This window comes from Mycobacterium sp. GA-2829 (genome assembly GCF_001499965.1).
Lineage (GTDB): Bacteria > Actinomycetota > Actinomycetes > Mycobacteriales > Mycobacteriaceae > Mycobacterium.
This window is the reverse complement of the sequence record NZ_LQIT01000012.1, coordinates 280,236-298,592: the sequence shown is the minus strand read 5'-3', so window position 1 is coordinate 298,592 and position 18,357 is coordinate 280,236. Positions and strand designations below refer to the sequence as shown.

Below are 18,357 nucleotides of genomic sequence, written 5' to 3'. Positions count from 1 at the left end.
CGCTGATGCTAGTGACGAGTGCATGCATATCCGGCGGTAACGCGGGTAGCTGAGCGTCATGGACATCACCGTCACGTTCATCGGCAACGCCACGACTCTGATCACCGCCGATGGGATCACCCTGCTGACGGATCCGAACTTCCTGCACGCCGGTCAGCACGCCTACCTGGGCTACGGGTTGCTCTCGAAGCGGCTGCACGATCCGGCGCTCGGCATCGACCAGCTACCCCCGCTTGACGCGGTGCTGCTCTCGCACATGCACGGCGACCACTGGGACCGGGTGGCGCAGGACAACCTCGACCGTTCGCTGCCGGTGCTGACCACCCCGCACGCCGCCAAACGGCTCAAGCACCGCGGGTTCTCCCACTCCGTCGCCCTGGAGACCTGGCAGCAGCACACGATCAGTAAGGGCGGCACCACCGTCACGGTCACCGCGCTGCCCGGCAGGCACGCCCCCACCCCGATCAACCGGTTCCTGCCGCCGGTGATGGGGTCCATGGTCGAGGTGTCCGGCGCCGACGGTTCGGTCCGTCGGCTCTACATCTCCGGTGACACGCTGCTGATCGAGGAGCTCGACGAGATCCCGCGCCGGTTCCCCGACATCGACGCGGGTGTGCTGCACCTCGGCGGCACCCGGTTGCCGTTCGGCAGGCATCTACCAATCGGGTTGACCGTCACCATGGACGGCCGCCAGGGCGCGGGGGTGGCAGAACTGCTGAACCTGCCGAAGATCATCCCCGTGCACTTCAACGACTACGGGGTCTTCGCCTCCCCGCTGTCGGACTTCGTCACCGAGATGCGCAAGCGCGGACTGGCCGAGCGCGTCATCGAACTCGACCGCGGCGCCTCGGTCACCGTTTGAGGGCTTCGGCGGTGGGTACGGCGCCCGCATCGCCGACAAAGGAGTCCGATATGACCGATGTGTCCTCCCAGCCGCCCGACCCCGGTGACGATCGCGATGTGCTGACCGACCGGCAGGGCCATCCGATCTTCGACAACCAGAACCAGCGCAGCGTCGGGGCGCGTGGCCCGGCGACGATGGAGAACTACCACTTCCTGGAGAAGATGAGCCATTTCGACCGGGAACGCATCCCGGAGCGGGTGGTGCACGCCCGCGGCGCGGTGGCGTTCGGCTACTTCGAAGCCACCGGTAAATGGGGTGACGAGCCGATCGAGCGGTACACCCGCGCCAAGCTGTTCAACACCGCGGGCAAGCGGACGGATCTGGCGATCCGGTTGTCGACGGTGATCGGCGGGCGCGATTCGTCCGAGGTCGCCCGCGACCCGCGCGGGTTCGCGGTGAAGTTCTACACCGAGGACGGCAACTGGGATCTGGTCGGCAACAACCTGGCCGTCTTCTTCATCCGCGACGCCATCAAGTTCCCCGACGTCATCCACTCGCTCAAACCGGACCCGGTCACGTTTCATCAGGAGCCCGCGCGCATCTTCGACTTCATGTCGCAGACTCCCGAGGCGATGCACATGCTCGTCAACCTGTTCTCGCCGCGCGGCATCCCGGCCAACTACCGCACCATGCAGGGCTTCGGCGTCAACACCTACCGCTGGGTGAACGCCGACGGCCAGACCCACCTCGTGAAGTACCACTGGATGCCGAAGGTCGGCGTGAAGAGCTTGACCGAGGAGGACGCCGCCGCGATCCAGGCCACCGAACTCGGCAGCGCCACCAAGGATCTCTACGAGGCCATCGAACGCGGCGATTACCCCGAATGGGAACTGCTCGTGCAGATCATGAGCGATGACGAACATCCCGAACTCAACTGGGATCCGCTCGACGACACCAAGGTGTGGCCGGAGAACGAGTTTCCGCCCAAGCTGGTCGGACGAATGGTGTTGAACCGCAACGTCGACAACTTCTTCAACGACAACGAGCAACTGGCTCTGGGCACCGGTGTGCTGGTCGACGGGCTGGACTTCTCCGAGGACAAGATGCTGATCGGCCGCACCTTCTCCTACTCGGACACCCAGCGCTACCGGGTGGGGCCGAACTATCTGCAGTTGCCGGTCAACCAGCCGAAGAACGCTAAGGTCTCGACGAACCAGCAGGGCGGCCAGATGCAGTACGGCGTCGACAACAACGGCGCCAACCCGCACGTCAACTACGAGCCGTCGATCACCGGTGGCCTGCGGGAGGCCGCCGCCCCGACCGTCGACGAGTACGGGCCGGAGTTCAGCGGGCGCATCACCCGCAAACGGATACCGCGCACCAACGACTACGAGCAGGCCGGACAGCGATACCAGCTGATGGAGCAGTGGGAGAAGGACGACCTGGTCGAGAACTTCGTCACGAACATCTCCGAGGCGACCCGCGAGGTGCAGGAGCGGATGGTGTGGCACTTCCTGATGTGCGACGACGAACTGGGCCTGCGGGTCGGCGAGGGCCTCGGAATCTCACCGGATGACGTGCGGGAGCTGGAACCGCTGAAGTCACAGACCCTCTCCGACGAGGAGGAGCAGCGTCGCGCGAAGCTGGGTAAGAACGGACCCCGCGACGTCGACGGCCTGAAGATGACGCACTGCGTGCCGAACGAGCGCGTGGTCGTCGCCGGGTAGCGCTCAGAGCTCGGCGATGGGCCGGGGTCGCAGCAGCGCGGTGGCGACGATGCTGATCAGCGCGGTGGCCACCAGGTATGCGCACGCCAGCCACGGTGTGTTGCCCGCTGCGGCGATCAGCGCGGTGAGGATCAGCGGGGTGAGCCCCGACGAATACACACCCGAGAGTTGGTACACCGTCGACAGCCCGGTGTAGCGGATCGGCGTCGGGAACAGCGACGCGTACAGCGTGCCCTGGGCGCCGTAGAACCAGGCGTGGATGACGCCGAACACGATGATCATGCCGATCGTGTAGGCCACCATGCTGCCGGTGTTGAACAGCGCGAAGACCGGGAACACCGCGACCGCGTAGGCGGCGATACCGGAGCCGTAGACCACCTTGGCGCCGTACCGGTCGACCAGCATGCCCGAGACGGGCAGCAACACCGCCATCAGCAACGCTGAGGCCGTCACCACGATCAGCACCGGCACCTTCTCGAAGTGCAGCGTCGCCGTGGCATACGAGATCGCAAACACGCCCCAGGTGTTGAACGCCGCACCCTCGCCCCAGCGTGACAGCATGCCCAGCACCGTCGTCTTTAGCACCGGCGGTTTGAAGATCTCCTTGACCGGCACCGCGGCACGGTTGTCGTCGTCGCGGACCTTCTCGAAGGCCGGCGTCTCCTCCGCCTTCAGCCGCACCACCACGCCGAAGATCACCAGGATCACGCTGACCAGGAACGCGATGCGCCATCCGTAGGACAGGAACGCGTCGTCGGGCAGCACCACCTGCAGCAGCGCGAACACACCGGTGCCCAGCGCCAGGCCCAGCGCGAGCCCGATCTGCGGGACGCTGCCGGAGAAGCCGCGCCGCTTGGGTGAGCTGTGCTCGACGGCCAGCAGCACCGCGCCGGCCCATTCACCGCCCAGCGCGAAGCCCTGCGCCACCCGCAGCAACAGCAGCAGGACCGGGGCGAGCACGCCGATCTGCGCGGCCGTCGGCAGCACACCCATCAGCGCGGTCGCACCGCCCATCAGGAACATGGTCAGCGCCAGCGTGCGCTTGCGGCCGATCCGGTCGCCGATGTGCCCGAAGACGAATCCGCCGATCGGGCGCACCACGAAGCCGACCGCGAAGGTCGCGAACGACAGCATGGTCCCGACGAACGAGCTCTGGTCGGGGAAGAACGCCTGGTTGAACACCAGGCTCGCGGCGGTCGCGTAGAGGAAGAAGTCGTACCACTCGATCGTGGTGCCGACCAGGCTCGACAGCAGGGCGGTGCGTACCCGACGGTCGTCGGTGCCTGTGTCGTCGGCGATGGGCAGGTCGGCGATAGTCACGCTGGACCATTAGCCCGGGCTTCGCGCGTCCGCGCAAGAGTTGTGCGCGCCGTGATTATTAGTCGGGTTTCCGTGCGATCAGGATCTGCTCGCTGACCAGACCGCCCCGCAGCTCCACCTCGATCGCCGGGTCGGCGTGGCGGGCGAGTGCGCGCAGCGCCGACGGGCTGTAGCAGCGTAGCGAGCTGATCACCCCGTCGTGCACGAACGGGACGAACGGCGCGAGCGGCAGCATCGTCAGCAGGCGGACCAGATGCAGCGGCGCGGGCGGCCGGGGCAGGTCGATGATGAGCAATTTGTCGGCGACGCGGACGCCTTCGGCGATCGCGCCGGCGGCCTGCGCGGGGGACAGGTGGTGAAACGACAGCGCGAACACCGCGAGCGCGAAGGCCCGGTCCGGGGCGTCGATCGCGGTCGCGTCCATCACCTGCACACGGGCCCGCGGATGGCTGCCCAGGTCCGTGGCCGCCATCGCGGCCACCGACGTCGGGTCGAGGTCGGTGACGGTCACTTCCACGGTGGGGTGCTGATCGAGGAGCCGGCGCGACAGCCCGCCGTGGCCTGCGCCGAGTTCGAGGACCTTCGGGTCGGGCACGTCGGCGATCTCGGCGAGCGCGATCTCGGCGTACTTGTCGTGGTTGCCGAACAGCTCGCCGGTGCGCTCGAGGGCGCGCACCACGCTGCGCTTCACCCGATCGTCGACGTCATCGCGGTCGAGGTATTCGAGCCGGTCCGTCTCCAGCAGCCGGTCCAGACACGAGGCGCGCGGTCCGCCGCGGGGCATCCGGTCGATGTCGGCGATCTGCGTTGCCATGTGGTCCATGATGGACGACTGACACGCGTGAAGGACACGAAGGAGAAGTGTGGCCGAGTCCCGCCAGTTCGTCGCCGCCATCGATCAGGGCACCACCAGCACCCGGTGCATGATCTTCGACCACGACGGCGCCGAGGTCGGCCGCCATCAGCTCGAACACGAGCAGATCATGCCGCGCGCCGGGTGGGTCGAGCACAACCCCGTCGAGATCTGGGAGCGCACCGCATCGGTGATCCAGTCGGCGCTCAACCGGACCAATCTGTCGGCGAGCGATCTGTGCGCGCTGGGCATCACCAATCAGCGGGAGACCGCGCTGGTGTGGAACCGCCGCACCGGGCGCCCGTATTACAACGCCATCGTGTGGCAGGACACCCGCACCGACCGCATCGCCACCGCCCTGGATCGCGACGGCCGCGGTGACGTGATCCGGCGCAAGGCCGGCCTGCCGCCCGCGACGTATTTCTCCGCGGGCAAAGTGCAGTGGATCCTCGACAACGTCGACGGGGTGCGCGAGGCCGCCGAGAAGGGTGACGCGATCTTCGGCACCGCTGACAGCTGGGTGCTGTGGAATCTGACCGGCGGGCCGCGCGGTGGAGTACACGTCACCGACGTCACCAACGCCAGCCGCACGATGCTGATGGATCTGGAGACCCTCGACTGGGACGACGAGTTGTTGTCGTTCTTCGGGATTCCCCGTCAGATGCTGCCCGAGATCAAACCGTCGTCGTGTCCGGACTGCCACGGCGTCACCCGCGAGGACGGCCCACTCGGCGGCGAAGTGCCGATCACGGGCATCCTCGGGGACCAGCAGGCCGCGATGGTCGGACAGGTGTGCCTGTCGGCGGGCGAGGCCAAGAACACTTACGGCACAGGCAATTTCCTGCTGCTCAACACCGGCGAGAAGATCGTCCGCTCGGACAACGGGCTGCTCACCACGGTCTGCTACCAGTTCGGTGATGCGAAACCCGTGTACGCCCTGGAGGGTTCGATCGCGGTGACCGGGTCGGCCGTGCAGTGGCTGCGCGATCAGCTCGGCATCATCAGCGGCGCCTCCCAGAGTGAGGCGCTGGCGCGGCAGGTCGACGACAACGGCGGGGTGTACTTCGTGCCCGCGTTCTCCGGTCTCTTTGCGCCGTACTGGCGTTCGGATGCCCGCGGCGCGATCGTCGGGCTGTCCCGGTACAACACCAACGCCCACGTCGCCCGCGCGACGCTGGAGGCGATCTGCTACCAGAGCCGCGATGTCGTCGACGCGATGGAGGCCGACTCCGGTGTGCACCTCGAGGTGCTCAAGGTCGACGGCGGCATCACCGCCAACGACCTGTGCATGCAGATCCAGGCCGACGTGCTCGGTGTCGACGTCGTGCGTCCCGTGGTCGCCGAAACCACTGCGCTCGGAGCGGGTTACGCGGCCGGGTTGGCGGTCGGGTTCTGGGACGGCGCCGACGATCTGCGCAGCAACTGGCAGGAGGACAAGCGCTGGAGCCCGGCATGGAACGACGACCAGCGCGCCGAGGGGTACGCCGGATGGCAGAAGGCCGTCCAACGCACCCTCGACTGGGTCGACGTGGAGTGAACCGCTAAGCGGCCGAGTTCAATTCGGTGACGACGTCGGCGGGCAGCGTGATGTCGCGCACCGCGAGGTTCTCCTCGAGGTGGGCGACCGAGGACGTGCCCGGGATCAGCAGCACGTTGGGGGCGACGGTCAGGGTCCACGCCGACACGATCTGCGCCGGGGTGCGGCCCTGCCGGTGCGCCTCCCGGGTGACGACGGGATGGCCGAGCACCGGGTTGTCAGCCGAGAAGCCCGAACCGAGCGGGAAGAACGGCACGAACGCGATGCCGTGTTCGGTGGTCGCGTCGAGCAGGGGCTCTGCGGTGCGGTCCAGCAGGTTGTAGGCGTTCTGCACGCACACGATCTCGGTGTGCTGCAACGCGACTCGCAGATGCTCGAGCGAGACATTCGACAGCCCGATCCCGTCGATCAAACCCTCGTCGCGGGCCTTGGTCATCACGGTGAGCTGACGGTCGAACAGCTCGCGGTCCTCGATGTGGGTCGGTGCGTCGCCGCCGTCGCGGGCGAACAGCCGCAGATTGACCGCGGCCAACCGGTCGGTGCCGAGGGTTTCGAGGTTCTGCTCGATCTGCCTGCGGAGGCCGTCGGGCTCCTGGGCGGGCAGCCACTCGCCCCGTTCACCGCGCCTGCCACCGACTTTCGAGACCAGCGCGAGGTTCTCGGGATAGGGGTGCAGCGCCTCCCGAATCAGCTGATTGGCCACCGTGGGCCCGTAGATCTCCGCGGTGTCGATGTGGTCGACGCCGAGTTCGACCGCCCGGCGCAGCACCGCGAGTGCCTGATCGTGGTCGCGGGGCGGGCCGAACACCCCGGGTCCGGGCAGTTGCATCGCACCGAAACCGATGCGATGGACGGTGTGGGATCCGAGCGGGAAGGTCTGCATACTCTCTTCTTCTGTCGATTTCGGTGTCGTTCGTGGCGTCCAGCGCAACCAACGACACCGAAATCGCGGCTATTCCTCGCCGAGGACGCCGTAGATCTCGCGGCGGGCGTTGTTGACGATGTCGAGGATGCGTGCGCGCTGCTCGTCGTTCGCCGCGTACGCCGACTGCGCGACGGCGCCCATCAGCTGGCCGACCGCGGTGCGCAGGTTGGCGTGGTCGGGGCCGGCGTCGTCGGTGATCTGTTCCCACGGTGGGGTCTCGACCTTGTCCGCGGCCGCCCGGCCGTCGTCAGTGAGCTCGAAGAGCTTCTTGCTGCCTTCGGTCTCGGTGCCGACGATCAGGCCCTCGTCGACGAGCAGCTGCAGGGTCGGGTAGACCGAGCCGGGGCTGGGTTTCCAGAGGCCGTTGCTGCGTTCGGCGATCTGCTGGATCATCTCGTAGCCGTGCATGGGCCGTACGGCGAGCAGGGCGAGGATCGCGACACGTACGTCGCCGCGGCGGCCGCGTCCACGGCCACCGCCGCGGGGTCCGCGCGGGCCGGGGCCGAAGCCGAATCCGCCGCGTGGATCGAAGCCGAACTCGAAACCGGGGCCGCGGCCGGGGTGGCGGCCGAAGCCGGGACCGACCTCGACGCCGTGCTCGCCGACGTGGGCTCGGACGTGGTCGCGGAAGGCGCGACGGGCCTGCCGGCGATCGTGCGGGCCGAAACCGAATCCGAAGGGACCGGGTGGGGGGAAGGGGTTGCTCATGAGGGAAGTCCTTTGGTGTGCGGGAAGCACGGACTGCGCTTCCGATACGTTGACGATATATCGGAAGCTATCGCGATGCAACGGTCAATCGCGCTGTGAGTCGATTGCGGCAGTCAGTCCGTCGGCCCACTCCGCCTCCATCGCGGCGAGTCGGAGCCCGTATTCCAGTGCGGCGCGGCCGTAGAAGGCGGCAGCATCGTCGTCCCAGCGCAGTGAATCGCGCAGCGCCTCGAGCCGTGCGAGTTCTGTCCGGGCATGCTCGGCGAACCCCGTTGCGTACTTGCGGGCTGCCGCCGGAGAGAGTTCACCGAGTAGGAACACCCGCAACAGATCGGGCCTGCGTAACGGCGGGTCGTCAGTGGAGTCGGTGATCCAACGCCTGAGTTCGGCGCGGCCCTCGGGGGTCACCCGGTACTCCTTGCGGCCACGGGGACCGACGTCGGTGACCTCGATCAGCCCGGCGTCGGCCAGCCGGTTCAGTTCGCCGTAGAGCTGGCTCTGGGTGGCCGGCCATACGTTGGCCATCGACTTCTCGAAGCGCTTGAGCAGGTCGTACCCGCTGCCGGGATGCTGGGCGAGAAGGCCGAGGGTGGCGAATCGGAGGCTCACCACGAAAGCGTACGGTCCGACATTCCATGGGTGGAATGTCGGACCGCACGTGTGTCGCGTCGTCTAGTTGGACACCAGCGTGGCTCCCTCGGCGACGCGCAGGGCCGTCATCCGCCACGGGCCGCGGGTCGCCAGCCCGTAGTAGATGGCGAACGCCACCCCGCAACCGATGAACCAGCTGTACTGCGCAGCGCCGGCCATGCCGAAGACGACGCCGCCGAGCAGCACCGGGGCCATGGCCAGAACCGCGCCCACCAACGTGGCGGTCACGGCGGCCGGGTTGTAACCCTTCTTGTACCAGTAGTTCCCGGTATCGGTCATGGTGAACAGGTCGTCGACGACGATCTTCTGCTTGCGCACGAGATAGAAGTCGGCGATCAGCACACCGAACAGCGGGCCGATGAACGCGCCGAGCGTCTCGAGCGTGTAGTGGATGACCTCCGGGTTGCTGTAGAGGTTCCACGGAGTGAGCAGCACCGAACCGACCGCGGCGATCATGCCGCCCATCCGCCAGCTGATGCGCTGCGGGCTGACGTTGGAGAAGTCGAATGCGGGGCTGATGAAGTTGGCGACGATGTTGATCCCGATGGTGGCGATCGTGAACGTCAGGGCGCCGAAGATGATCGCGGTCACGTTGTCGATGCGGGCGACGGTCTCGACCGGATCGGTCAGCAGTTCGCCGAACACCGGCACCGTCGCCGCAGCGGTGATGACGACGAGGAGTGAGAACATCAGGAAGTTGACCGGCAGGCCGAGGAAGTTGCCCTTCTTGACCGCCTCGAAGCTGCGGCCGTAGCGGGCGAAGTCACCGAAGTTCAGCATGGGCCCGGAGAAGTACGACACCACCAACGCGATCGCGCCGAGCATGACCACCAGGGTGTTGCCCTGCTTCTCCCCGCCGAGGGTCAGGCTCACGTGCCAGCCCGACTTCCACAGCAGGTAGCCGCAGAGGATGAACATCACGACATAGACGGCGGGGCCGCAGAAGTCGATGAACTTGCGGATCGACTCCATTCCGCGCCAGAACACGCAGGCCTGCAACACCCACAGCAGCATGAAGCTGCACCAGCCGAGCAGGGACAGGCCGGTGAAGCCGAACTGGTCGACGTCGGCGTACGGCGCGAGCCCCGGGAACAGCTTGAGCAGCACGATGTCGAGCGCTGCCGAGGCCAGGTAGGTCTGGATGCCGTACCAGGCCACGGCGATGAGACCGCGGATGATGGCCGGGATGTTGGCGCCCAGGACGCCGAAGGAGCTGCGGCACACCACCGGATACGGAACCCCGGCCTGCTGGCTGGGTTTGGCGACCAGGTTGCAGAACACGTTGACGATCACGATGCCGACGAGCAGCGCGATCAGCACCTGCCAACTGGCCAGACCGAGCGCGAACAGGCTGCCCGCGGTGACGTAACCGCCGACGCTGTGCACGTCGGACATCCAGAACGCGAAGATGTTGTACGACGACCACGTCTGCTTGCCCAGCGGCGCGAGGTCCTCGTTGGTCAGCCGCGGGTCGTAGTGCTCCTTGATCACCCCGCTGCCGACGGGATGCCCTGCGGCTTCGACGATGTCGCCCGCGCCGACGACGGCGCTCGGCGGGAGGTCACGAGTTTCTGTCATGGTGCGTTCCTGTCCATCGGGATGAACGGAACGTAGCGTCGATGTGTTTCACCGTCGTTGCGCCGCAAATATATTTGGGCGCCTTCGGCAACATGGCCGACTCATTGGCGTGCGGTCAGCCGCGCGACACCAATCCGGTGTCGGGCGGAAGGGTCGCGACCACGGAGTTGAGCCGTCGGTGGTGTTCCCGGCTCGTGTCGAGCAGCGCATCGACGTCGCGGTCGAGAAAGGCTTCGAGCATGTGGCCGTGGTCGGTGTGCAGCGCTGCCCGTTCGGCGGGTTCGACGTGCACCATCAGTTGCACGGGTTCGGTGACGTTCCAAGCGGATTCCAGCATGTGCACCAGTCGCAGCATCCCCGACGGACGCGCCATGCCGATGTGGAAATGCCGGCTCTGGCGGTGGTAGGCGTGCCGGTCGTCCTCCAGAACGGCGCGCTGCAGCAGGCGGTGCGCTGCGGCCACCGCGGTGCGATCTGTCTCCGAGGCGTTGGCGACGGCCGCGGCGAGCGCCGCCGACTCGAGCGTCTCGCGGACGATGTACATCTCGGCGAGTTCGGTGGCGGTCAGCAGCGCGACGCTGTAGCCGACGTTGGGTTGGTGCGCGACGAGGCCCTCGGCGACGAGCGTCTTGAGGCTCTCGCGCACCGGGATGGCGCTGACGCCGAGCACCTCGGCGACCTCGTTGACCGGGATGGGCGATCCGGGTGGTGCGCCCCCGTCGAGGATGACGCGGCGCAACTCGTCGACCACGGCGCGACGCGACTCCGGGGATCGATTGGCCGCCAGGTTCGTCAACAGGGCGGAGCGTCGACGACCGGGCATGGTGGACATCTTCCTCCGCCAGGCCGCCGGGCGCCGCCTCGAACACATTCCACTATTGACATGTCATATTAGGAGTGTCAGTCTGGTGGCAGACTTTCCCCGCGACCTCGAGGAGTCCGACATGACCGACACCACCGACACGTCCACGCTGTTCGGCGAGGAGCAGTTCTTCAAACGCGGCAACTACGCACCCGTCGCCGACGAACTCACCGCCTTCGACCTGCCCGTCGAAGGGCAGATCCCGGCGGATCTGCAGGGCTGGTACCTGCGCAACGGCCCCAACCCGCGCGCGGAGACCGCACACTGGTTCACCGGCGACGGGATGATCCACGGCGTGCGCATCGAGAACGGTCGCGCCGCCTGGTACCGCAACCGGTGGGTGCGCACGGAGAGCTTCATCGAACCGTTCCCGCTCTACCGCAATGACGGCACGCGCGACCTGCGCGCGAGCGTCGCCAACACACACGTCGTCAGCCACGCCGGTAGGACGCTGGCCCTCGTCGAATCCTCGCTGCCGTACGAGATCACCAACGAACTGGAGACTGTCGGGGTCTACGACTTCGGCGGGCTGCTCAACGATTCGATGACCGCCCACCCGAAGATCTGCCCCACCACCGGGGAGCTGCACTTCTTCGGCTACGGCAACATCTTCGAACCGCACGTCACCTACCACCGCGCCGACGCCGACGGGAACCTGACCGTCAACCGACCACTCGACGTCAAGGCGCTGACGATGATGCACGACTTCGCGATGACCAGCGGGCACGTCGTGTTCCTCGACCTGCCGATCGTGTTCAACATGGACATCGCGCTGCAGGGCAAGGGCGATATGCCCTACCGATGGGACGACACCTACGGCGCCCGCCTCGGGGTGCTGCGCCGCGACGACCCGTTCGGCGAGGTGCGGTGGTTCGAGATCGACCCGTGCTACATCTTCCACGTCGCCAATGCCTACGAAACCGGCACCACGCTGGTGGTTCAAGCTGTCCGGTACCCCGAACTCTGGCGCGGCACAGGCGGATTCGACACCGACGGTGTGCTGTGGAGCTGGTCGGTCGACCTGACGACGGGGGTGGTGCGCGAAGGGCCGCTCGACGACCGACCGGTGGAGTTCCCCCGCATCGACGACCGGCTGGCGGGGCTGCCTGCGCGGTACGCGGTGTCGGTGGGCGACCACAAGCTGGTCCGGTACGACCTGAGCACCGGCGCCGCCGAGGAACACCCGTTCGGTACCGCCGACGCGCCGGGCGGACCGGGAGAGGCGGTGTTCGTCCCCGCAGCATCGGGTCCGGCCGACGAGCGCAACGGCTGGTATCTGGCCTACGTCTACGACGCCGAACGTGACGGCAGCGATCTGGTGATCCTCGACGCCGCCGACTTCACCGCGCCGCCGGTCGCGAAGATCGCGATGCCGCAACGGGTTCCGTACGGCTTCCACGGCAACTGGATCGAGGGGTAGGGCCTCAGCCCGGCGGGGTGAAACCCGAATCCCGCGGCGGCGCCGCCGCATACGACGGCGTCGCCGGCGGCGGGCCGGGTGTGTGGGTGGGCACCAGCCGCGCCAGTTCGCGCCGGTGGCGTTCGGCCAGCACCGCGGCCAGCACGTACTGCGGCGGTGTGCCGGGCGGCGGGGGCGGCGAGATGCGCGAGACCACCTCACCGGCGATGCGGTAGCCCATCTGGTCGCGCAGCCGCGGGTCGAGTTGGTCTGCGCGCGCGAGGAATTGGCGGGCGAGTTCGGCCTGCTCGGCGTTGAGCGCCGACAGTTCCAGCGACGCCGCCCACCACGCCAACGGCGGCGGCATGATCGGCGGTGCGCTGAGCCGCGGCGCGCGTTCGCTGATCACCACCGTGCCCGCGAAGATGTCGCCGATCCGCTTGCCCTTCGCAGACAGCAGGCTGCACACCGCGGCGGGCCCGCCCGCCAGCATCCACAATTCGATGAAACCGGCGAGCGCGCGAAACAGGGCCTGGCGGAACCGTTCCGGGCCACCGTCCTCGCTGACCACCCGCAGTCCCAGCGCCATCTTGCCCAGCGTCCGGCCCCTGGTCGCGGTCTCGAACACCAGCGGATACCCGACCAGCGTGAGCACGGTGAAGATGATCAGCACCGCGGCCGACAGCGCGGTGTCGAAGTCGGCCAGCGTGAGCGCCCACAGCACGACGCCCAGCACGTACAGGATCAGGATGACCAGGATGTCGATCATCGCCGACAGCGCGCGGATCGGCAGCTGGGCGATCTGCACGTCGAGTACCACGGCATCGCCGGTCACCACCGGTTCGGGCTGGGAGACCATACGGCCACGCTACTAGGCTGGCCGGCGTGGATGTCGACGCGTTCGTGCTGGCCCACCGTCCCACCTGGGAGCGTTTGGAGGACCTCGTCAAGCGGCGCCGCCGACTGACCGGAGCGGAGGTCGACGAACTCGTCGACCTCTATCAGCGGGTGTCGACGCACCTGTCGATGGTGCGGTCGGCGTCCACCGATTCGGTGCTCGTCGGACGGCTCTCCTCCCTGGTGGCGCGGGCCAGGGCCGCGGTGACCGGCGCGCACGCGCCGCTGTGGCGGGAGTTCCTGCGGTTCTGGACCGTGTCGTTCCCGGTCGTCGCCTACCGCGCGTGGCGGTGGTGGCTCGGCTCGGCCGTGGCGTTCTTCGCCGTCGCCGCGCTCATCGGGTTCTGGGTGGCGGGCAGCCCCGAGGTGCAGTCGGCGGTCGGCACGCCCAGCGACATCGACCAACTCGTCAACAACGACTTCGCCTCCTACTACAGCGAGAACCCCGCGGGCTCGTTCGCGCTGCGAGTGTGGGTGAACAACGCCTGGGTGGCCGCGCAGTGCATCGGGTTCTCGATCCTGCTCGGCCTGCCGATCCCGTACATCTTGTTCCAGAACGCCGCCAACCTCGGCCTCGTCGGCGGCCTGATGTTCGACGCGGGCAAGGGCGACATCTTCCTGGGCCTGCTGACCCCGCACGGGCTGCTCGAGCTGACCGCGGTGTTCCTTGCCGCGGCGGCCGGCATGCGGCTGGGCTGGATGGTCATCGCCCCCGGCCACCGGCCGCGGAGCCAGGTGCTCGCCGAACAGGGCAGAGCGGTGGTGGCCGTCGCCGCCGGGCTGGTGGTGATGCTGCTGGTGTCCGGGCTGATCGAGGGGTTGGTGACGCCGTCCCCGCTGCCGACATTCGCCCGGATAGGGATCGGCGTTCTCGCCGAGGTCGCGTTCCTCGGCTACATCGTGTACTTCGGGCGCAGAGCCGAGCGGGCCGACGAGTCCGGCGACATCGAGGACGCGCCGGACGTGGTGCCGACCGGCTGATCACATCCGGCCGGTGGCCTTGAGCTGCAGATAGCGGTCGGCCAACGCCGGAGCCAACTCCTCGGGTGGTGCGTCGACCACATCGACACCGGCCTGGCGCAGTGCCGCGGCGATGCGGTGCCGGTCGCCGCGGGAGCGTTCGGCGGCCGCGGCGTCGTATACGGCGGCGGCGTCGTCGCGACCGGCCGCGAGCGTGTCCACCCGGGGATCGGCGACCGCGGCGATCAGGACGTGGTGGCGGGCGGCCAGGCGGGGCAGCACCTCCATCAACCCCTCTTCCAGCGCAGAGGCGTTGAGGTCGGTCAGCAACACCACGAGCGCGCGGCGCCGCACCCGCCGCTGGACCGCCGACACCATCGCGGCGGGATCGGATTCGACGAGCGCGGGTTGCAGCGGCGCCATCGCGGAGACCAACTGGGCCAGCAGTTCGGTGCGCGAGGCGTTGAACACCCCGGTGCGGGTCACCCGGTCGTGGGCGAGGAAGTCGACGTGGTCGCCGGCGCGGGCGGCGAGTGCGGCCAGCAGCAGCGCGGCGTCCATCGACCAGTCCAGCCGGGGCCACCCGCCGGGATCCGAAGCGGTGGGGTCGACCCCGACACGTCCGGCCGAGGTGCGGCCGGTGTCGAGGACGATCACGATGCGCTGATCGCGCTCGGGACGCCAGGTGCGCACCACGACGTCCGAGCGGCGGGCGGTGGCGCGCCAGTCGATCGAGCGGACGTCGTCGCCGACGACGTACTCCCGCAGGGAGTCGAATTCGGTGCCCTGACCGCGGATCAGCGCGGGGGTGGACCCGTCGAGTTCGCGCAACCGGGCCAGCCGCGACGGTAAGTGCTTGCGGGACAGGAACGGTGGCAGCACCCGGATCGTGCCGTCGATTCGGTGCGACGCCTGTCTACCCGCCAGGCCGAGGGGGCCGATCGAGCGCGCGGTGACCAGGGCCGACCGTAGATCGCCGCGCCGCGTCGGGCGCAGCGTGGTGCGCAGCGTGATGCGTTGTCCGGCGGGCAGATTCACGTCGTGGTGGCGTGGCAGGCCGTGCGCGCTGGGCGGCCAGGCGTCGCGGACCGCACCGCGGAACCGTCGTCGCCCCGGATTGTGCACGGTCAGCGCCGATTCCACCGCCTGCCCGAGCCGGGCGGCGGTGTCCCCGCCGCGCGTCACCGCCAGCCCGCGGGGTCCGGCCGCCAGCGCGACGTCGACGACGACGGCGACCGCGAGCACCGCGGCCAGCACCGCGAACGCCACCGCAGGTGCGGGCGCCAGCGCGATCGGCACCACGCACAACAGCGCGATCAGCGCCGCCCGCCCGGTGAGGACCACTAGCGGGGCACCGCCACCGCCGCGAGGATGCCGTCGAGCACACCGTCGGGGGTGGCGCCCTCCAGCTCGGCCTCCGGACGCAGCGCGATGCGGTGCCGCAGGGTGGGCCGGGCCATCGCCTTGACGTCGTCGGGGGTGACGTAGTTGCGCCCGGACAGCCACGCCCACGATCTCGACGTGGCCAGCAGTGCGGTCGCCCCGCGCGGGGAGACGCCCAGCTGCAGCGACGGCGACTGCCGGGTGGCCCCCGCGATGTCGACGATGTAGCCGAGCACTTCGTCGGCGACGTGCACCTGCCGGACCGCTTCGCGGCCCGCGGCCAGATCGGCCGGACCGGCCACCGGGCGCACCGCCGACAGGTCGCGGGGATCGAATCCGCGGGCGTGCCGGTCGAGGATCGCGATCTCCTGATCGCGCGGCGGCAGCGGCACGTTGAGTTTCAGCAGGAACCGGTCCAGCTGCGCTTCGGGGAGCTGGTAGGTGCCCTCGTACTCGATCGGGTTCTGGGTGGCGGCGACGATGAACGGGTCGGGTAGTGCGCGGGCGTCGCCCTCGACGCTGACCTGCCGTTCCTCCATCGCCTCGAGCAGCGCTGCCTGCGTCTTCGGCGGGGTGCGGTTGATCTCGTCGGCCAGCAGCAGGTTCGTGAACACCGGCCCGGCGCGGAACTCGAACTCGGCGGTGCGTGCGTCGTACACCAGCGAACCCGTGACGTCGCCGGGCATCAGGTCGGGGGTGAACTGCACCCGCTTGAACTCCAGCTGCAGAGTGGCGGCCAGCGTGCGGACCAGCAGCGTCTTCGCCACGCCGGGAACACCTTCGAGCAGCACGTGCCCGCGGCACAGCAGCGCGATCACCAGCCCGCTGACCACGGCGTCCTGGCCGACGACCGCCTTGCCGATCTCCTGCCGCAGGTCCAGCAGAGCCTGGCGCGCGGAATCGGCCTGCGTTGATGGCTGTGTCACGAGTGGGTGACCTGCCTTTCGATGTCGTCGAGTTGATGGGCGATGGTGACCAGGTCGGCGTCGGTCGCCGGGGGAGGTCCGAAGAGGATCTGCGCGACGGTGTCGGCGTGGGTGCCGGTCCGCTGGGCGACGGCGTGCACCACCGCGGCCTCCCGTGCGTCGACGCCGAGACCGAGCCGGGGCAGCAGGCGGGCCCGGGTGCTCGTGCGCAGCGCGTCGGCCGCGCGGTCGCGGGCCCGGCGCGACCGGTACAGCCTGCCGCGGCCCTCGACCGTCTCGGATGCCCGGATGACCACCGGAAGTTGTTCGGCGACAAGCGGTCCCAACCTGCGGCCCTGCCAGACCGCGAGGAGGACCACCGCGAGGGCGAGTTGCAGGACGATCCAGGCGACCTGATCGGGGATGAGGCTGCCCAGACTCGCGTCGCCGCCTTCGCCTTCCCGTTCCCGGGGCAGGAACCACACCACGCGTGGGGCGCTACCCGCCAGGTTCATCGCGAGCGCGGCGTTGCCGTACTCGAGTAATTGGCCGTTGGTCATGAAACCGGCGGCGCCGACGACGGTGACCGTGCGCCCGGCGTCGGTATAGCGGACGAGTGCGCCGTCGTAGCAGCGGGTCAGGCGGACGTCCGGGGAGGCGGCGCGGAAGCTCTCGACGAGCCCCAGTTGCGCGTCGCCGGCGCGGTTCGCCTCCGGCAGATCGCAATCCGGGGTGACGGTGAACGAACTGACCCCGTCGGTGCGCACCCCGGGCGCCAGTGCTTCGCGCGCCCGTGACACGGGTTCCACCAGCAGGCGGTCGCCGGGGAGGTCGGCCAGGCGACGCAACTGGTCCTCGTCGGTCAGGCGGCGGGTGTCGGTGTACACGATCAGGGTGTCGTCGCGGGCGGCCCGTTCGACCTCGGCGCTGCTGCCCGCCTCCACGACCTCGACACCGTGATCGCGCAGCAGGGTGACCAGTGCGCGCGCCCCGTCGGGGGACGTGGACTGCGGGTCCATCGGGGTGCCCGGCCGGGGTGCGGTGAGCACGGTGCCGATCGTGGCGACGGCGACGACGACGAACAGCGTGAGGAACACCCAGCGGCCGGTGCGCCAGCGTTGGCGCAGGGTCGGCCCGACCGCGGTCGTCGGCGCGCTCATCGCACCTCCGCCCAACCGCTTTCGCCGTACGCCGCTGCGGCCGGTCGACCCGCGCCGGGGCCCGCCCTGCGGACGTGGTCGTCGAGTGCGGCGACGGCGCGGTATTCGGCTTCGGTGCCCGGCAGGTCACCGTAGGTGACGTCATTGAACGTCGTTGCCGCCGTGCGGAATTCGCCGGTCAACTCGGGGAGCTCGCGTCCGGCGTCGGCGGCCAACTCGGTGGCGGTGCGGCCGGGCACCACCGGCAGGACCGCGTTCTCCTCCAATTGGCGTGCCACCGCGCGTAACCGGTGCCGGATCGCCAGCGCCCACTGTCCGGCCGCGGCGTACTGCTCGGCGGTACCGCGGTGCTCGGCCGCCCGCAGGTCGTGCCCGCCGTAGAGCGACTGTGCACTCCGGTCGGTGCGCATGGTCCTGCGGGCGATGCGCACGGCCACCACCACCGCGATCACCACGAGCAGGGTCAGCACGGCGATCGTCAACCAACCGCCCGGCACACCGGCCCCGCCCTGCGCGATCCGGTAGACCAGGTCGTCGAGCCATTCCGAGAGCCGGTCGGTCAGTGAGGCTTTCGGGTAGATCGGCTTGTCGAGTTCGCGCTGGGCGGCCTCGTGGGCGGCGTCCCGATCGATGTCTACCGTCGGCACG

17 protein-coding genes are annotated in these 18,357 nt (G+C 68.9%); 5 read left to right on the top strand and 12 right to left on the bottom strand.

The features are described from left to right. Nucleotides 1–58 precede the first annotated feature (58 nt). Both AU194_RS09875 and AU194_RS09870 read left to right on the top strand, forming a co-directional pair. Nucleotides 59–862 carry an MBL fold metallo-hydrolase gene (locus AU194_RS09875; protein ID WP_059089020.1) on the top strand — a complete coding sequence of 268 codons (804 nt, stop codon included), beginning with the start codon at nt 59–61 and terminating at the stop codon, nt 860–862. A 50-nt stretch (nt 863–912) separates the two neighbouring features. Then, on the top strand, nt 913–2,571 hold the full coding sequence (locus tag AU194_RS09870) for a catalase (RefSeq protein ID WP_059089019.1): 1,659 nt from the start codon (nt 913–915) through the stop codon (nt 2,569–2,571). 3 nt (nt 2,572–2,574) lie between these two features. Here the strand turns inward: AU194_RS09870 and AU194_RS09865 are convergent, their stop codons facing one another. After that, nucleotides 2,575–3,891 carry an MFS transporter gene (locus AU194_RS09865; RefSeq protein ID WP_059089018.1) on the bottom strand — a complete coding sequence of 439 codons (1,317 nt, stop codon included), beginning with the start codon at nt 3,889–3,891 and terminating at the stop codon, nt 2,575–2,577. A gap of 58 nt (nt 3,892–3,949) precedes the next feature. Further along, nucleotides 3,950–4,714: a class I SAM-dependent methyltransferase gene (locus AU194_RS09860; RefSeq protein WP_059089017.1), complete on the bottom strand. Its 765-nt coding sequence runs from the start codon at nt 4,712–4,714 to the stop codon at nt 3,950–3,952. 100 nt (nt 4,715–4,814) lie between these two features. Between AU194_RS09860 and glpK the strand changes: the two genes are divergently transcribed. After that, nucleotides 4,815–6,281 (top strand): glycerol kinase GlpK, encoded by a 1,467-nt coding sequence (gene glpK, locus AU194_RS09855; protein ID WP_059089089.1) that lies wholly within the window; start codon nt 4,815–4,817, stop codon nt 6,279–6,281. 4 nt (nt 6,282–6,285) lie between these two features. Here glpK and AU194_RS09850 read toward each other — a convergent pair whose 3' ends face one another. The 5 genes from AU194_RS09850 to AU194_RS09830 form a co-directional block, all read right to left on the bottom strand. Beyond that, nucleotides 6,286–7,164 (bottom strand): oxidoreductase, encoded by an 879-nt coding sequence (locus AU194_RS09850; protein ID WP_059089016.1) that lies wholly within the window; start codon nt 7,162–7,164, stop codon nt 6,286–6,288. Nucleotides 7,165–7,233: 69 nt separating this feature from the next. Further along, nucleotides 7,234–7,914, bottom strand: coding sequence for a PadR family transcriptional regulator (locus AU194_RS09845; RefSeq protein WP_059089015.1), 681 nt, complete (start codon nt 7,912–7,914; stop codon nt 7,234–7,236). Between the two features lie 84 nt (nt 7,915–7,998). Continuing rightward, the gene (locus AU194_RS09840) at nt 7,999–8,526 is read right to left on the bottom strand and encodes a PadR family transcriptional regulator (protein WP_059089014.1); all 528 of its coding nucleotides are present in this window, start codon (nt 8,524–8,526) and stop codon (nt 7,999–8,001) included. Nucleotides 8,527–8,586: 60 nt separating this feature from the next. Further along, a complete protein-coding gene (locus tag AU194_RS09835) occupies nt 8,587–10,143 on the bottom strand; it encodes an NCS1 family nucleobase:cation symporter-1 (RefSeq protein ID WP_059089013.1) in 1,557 nt (518 codons plus the stop codon). Nucleotides 10,144–10,258: 115 nt separating this feature from the next. Next, nucleotides 10,259–10,966 (bottom strand): GntR family transcriptional regulator, encoded by a 708-nt coding sequence (locus tag AU194_RS09830; protein ID WP_059089088.1) that lies wholly within the window; start codon nt 10,964–10,966, stop codon nt 10,259–10,261. Nucleotides 10,967–11,087: 121 nt separating this feature from the next. Between AU194_RS09830 and AU194_RS09825 the strand changes: the two genes are divergently transcribed. Then, nucleotides 11,088–12,425: a carotenoid oxygenase family protein gene (locus AU194_RS09825; protein ID WP_059089087.1), complete on the top strand. Its 1,338-nt coding sequence runs from the start codon at nt 11,088–11,090 to the stop codon at nt 12,423–12,425. A 4-nt stretch (nt 12,426–12,429) separates the two neighbouring features. On the opposite strand, the gene AU194_RS09820 is transcribed toward AU194_RS09825, so the two are convergent. Then, nucleotides 12,430–13,263, bottom strand: a complete 834-nt coding sequence (locus AU194_RS09820; RefSeq protein ID WP_059089012.1) for an RDD family protein — start codon at nt 13,261–13,263, stop codon at nt 12,430–12,432. A gap of 26 nt (nt 13,264–13,289) precedes the next feature. Here AU194_RS09820 and AU194_RS09815 point away from each other — a divergent pair, with 26 nt between their 5' ends. After that, nucleotides 13,290–14,282, top strand: a complete 993-nt coding sequence (locus tag AU194_RS09815; RefSeq protein WP_059089011.1) for a stage II sporulation protein M — start codon at nt 13,290–13,292, stop codon at nt 14,280–14,282. On the opposite strand, the gene AU194_RS09810 is transcribed toward AU194_RS09815, so the two are convergent. From AU194_RS09810 to AU194_RS09795, 4 genes are read right to left on the bottom strand one after another with little or no spacing between them, the layout of a single operon-like run. After that, nucleotides 14,283–15,605 carry a DUF58 domain-containing protein gene (locus AU194_RS09810; RefSeq protein WP_059089010.1) on the bottom strand — a complete coding sequence of 441 codons (1,323 nt, stop codon included), beginning with the start codon at nt 15,603–15,605 and terminating at the stop codon, nt 14,283–14,285. Further along, nucleotides 15,605–16,570 (bottom strand): MoxR family ATPase, encoded by a 966-nt coding sequence (locus AU194_RS09805; RefSeq protein WP_059089009.1) that lies wholly within the window; start codon nt 16,568–16,570, stop codon nt 15,605–15,607. Before AU194_RS09805 ends, AU194_RS09810 begins: the two co-directional genes overlap by 1 nt. Continuing rightward, nucleotides 16,567–17,709 (bottom strand): DUF4350 domain-containing protein, encoded by a 1,143-nt coding sequence (locus tag AU194_RS09800; protein ID WP_197417568.1) that lies wholly within the window; start codon nt 17,707–17,709, stop codon nt 16,567–16,569. The genes AU194_RS09805 and AU194_RS09800 overlap by 4 nt, the downstream gene beginning before the upstream one ends. Then, nucleotides 17,706–18,356, bottom strand: a complete 651-nt coding sequence (locus AU194_RS09795) for a DUF4129 domain-containing protein (RefSeq protein ID WP_059089008.1) — start codon at nt 18,354–18,356, stop codon at nt 17,706–17,708. Before AU194_RS09795 ends, AU194_RS09800 begins: the two co-directional genes overlap by 4 nt. Nucleotide 18,357 lies beyond the last annotated feature (1 nt).